Here is a 2191-nt window from a genome sequence, read left to right on the forward strand (position 1 = left end):
CCACGGCGAAGTTGATCCGTAACCAGCTGTATGGAGATGTGAGTAATCAGGAACTGACAGCGGAGCAGAAACAGACGATCTCAGCGTTGTCGACGTTGGTAGCGGGGGTTGCGGGTTCTGCGGTGGGCAAGGATGCGCTGAGTGCGGTGGCGGCGGCGCAGGTTGGGAAGAATGCGGTTGAGAATAACCACCTGTCGATTTTTGAACCAACAGTACTGGAAAGAAAACAACAAGAGTTTGCAGCAAACTGCGCCGGGGTGGACTCCCCGGGCTGTAGGGCGCTTTCGAATGATATCAATGCTCTTTTGGTAAAAGCAGGCAGTACCCTCAAACAAGAAACTATTGGCGGCAGTGACTTTATTCCAGAGCAAGTCATCAGCACGGTTCCCGGCCAGATTGTGTCGTGCGCGATTTCGGGCAACGGATACTGCACAGTAACAAACCAGTCGGTGAAAACTGATATGGGGCAGGAATGGATTCTGGAACCTGCCAGCTTTGAGCAGTCGTTGCGTGGCAGCGCAAAAGATAAGGCGCAGCAGGAGGAAGCCAAAACGGTTCTGTATGACAAGTCCAAGGAACTGCTCAATGCAGGTTGCGGTGGAATGGGGCCTGTTGGAATCGGTTGTCAATTGCATATGGCTGGTGGCGGCAAGAACCTGATCACTGGAGAGAAGGGGACGGACGCAGAAAGAGCTATGTGGTTGGCTCAAGGTGTCTTGAATAGTTTAGGGTTGGCTGGCGCGCTTTACGGTGGCGGTGTGGTCGGTGCTGGTAGTAATCTGGGCAAGACTGGTGCGGTGGCAGGGGCTGAGGCTGGTGGACTGGTTGATGGGCCGGTTTTAAGCGGTGCAAAAGGTAAAGGCTCCCAGGCCCCGTACAACTCACAAACCAGCAGAAGTGAGCTTGAGTCTACTTATGGCCGTGACAACGTCGTTTCCACTACGGTTCCTCCAGTTGACGGTCGGAATGTGCATCTTGCAGGGCAGCGGCATCCGGTGACGGGCGTCGTGTTCGATAACAAGGGCTTTCCTATATTTGATGATGTGACTGCGTTTGACACGCGTATATCAATTGACACGTTTAAGTCAGCGAGTTATGAAGGACAGATGAAGCTCGCAACCAAGGATTTATCGGGTGCTATACAACAAGGCCAAGTAAAGGCTTCAAACTTTACTGCCAAGCAACTCCAGCAAATTAGTGCAGGGGCAAAGAAAATCGATGGGTATACGTGGCATCACCATCAGGATAGTGGGCGAATGCAACTTGTACCTGAGTTGGTTCATAAAAAAACAGGACATATTGGTGGCGAAGCAATGGGGGGTGGAATGTGAATTCTATTGAGTTTGGCAGTTTCAACGATGAGCTGATGGCCTTCGTCATTACTTGTCTATTTTGTGGAGCTATCAGCAAGGAAGAACTCAATACTTGGTGCGCTCAAGCGTTATCACTGAATAAAGCCCCAATATTTCTATATGATCTGATGGATTTTCATGATGAGATTTTTAAGGTGTATAAGATAATTGGCTATGTGCCCCATTGGGAGCATTCGGAGGGTGACGAGTATGCATTGTATGGTATTGCCGTCCGTCGAGGTTTTAAGCCTTACGACATGCCTTTAACCCCGAGCGAAGCGCTTGCTCACCTTGAAGCGTCGCCAGATATTGAAGGTGTATTTAGAGAGGTTTTTGCCTTTATCAAGCTGTAAGTCGGTGCAAAGGCAACTGCCTCTAAGACATGGACTGTTGATCCAGCAATGCAAGCGGCAGACAAGACGTCTGGGGTTTTAGTTAATGGCCAATACATTAAGAATCCAACAGCCAAGAATATGAGCGATTTACTGACTGACTCAGGACGGGTGGGAAGTAAAAATACAAATGGTCAGTTTATGTATGTAATCGACCAGAAAGGTAACTTGATATTGGGTACGCGCTCTGGTCAGAAAATGCCTCACCCAACACTTGTTGGAGGCGAGAATCCTCAGGTTTTGGGGGCTGGCCTAGTTGAGATAAGGGGCGGAAAGATTTACTCGGTGGATAATGCATCAGGCCACTTTAAGCCAGGCGCAGGGTCGCTGGAGGCTGCAAAAAATACCTTTAGGGAAACTCTGAAAAAGACTTTCTGATTTGGCAAAATACCGCGACCCCACCCACCGAGTTTCCCGATGAAGCAGATGACCTTCGCCGACGCCGAG

General features: G+C 49.7%; 3 protein-coding genes. All 3 read left to right on the top strand.

The genetic code is table 11. The annotated features are described in order from the left end of the window. A partial coding sequence (locus AO268_RS32905) for an HNH endonuclease (RefSeq protein ID WP_218927873.1) occupies positions 1 to 1331 on the top strand: 1331 nt, incomplete at its 5' end. Next, a complete protein-coding gene (locus tag AO268_RS03755; RefSeq protein ID WP_257154334.1) occupies positions 1328 to 1705 on the top strand; it encodes a hypothetical protein in 378 nt (125 codons plus the stop codon). The genes AO268_RS32905 and AO268_RS03755, both read left to right, overlap by 4 nt. Before the next feature lie 48 nt (positions 1706 to 1753). Further along, positions 1754 to 2122, top strand: coding sequence for a hypothetical protein (locus AO268_RS03760; RefSeq protein ID WP_099167935.1), 369 nt, complete (start codon positions 1754 to 1756; stop codon positions 2120 to 2122). The last annotated feature ends 69 nt before the right edge of the window (positions 2123 to 2191 follow it).

Origin of the sequence: Pseudomonas sp. ICMP 8385 (assembly GCF_002699915.1) — a bacterium.
In the GTDB taxonomy this organism is placed as follows: domain Bacteria; phylum Pseudomonadota; class Gammaproteobacteria; order Pseudomonadales; family Pseudomonadaceae; genus Aquipseudomonas; species Aquipseudomonas gessardii.

Excerpts from the sequence above, each read along its gene's own strand:
- AO268_RS03760 (WP_099167935.1), top strand. The coding sequence starts at position 1,754 with ATGCAAGCGGCAGACAAGACGTCTGGGGTTTTAGTTAATGGCCAATAC.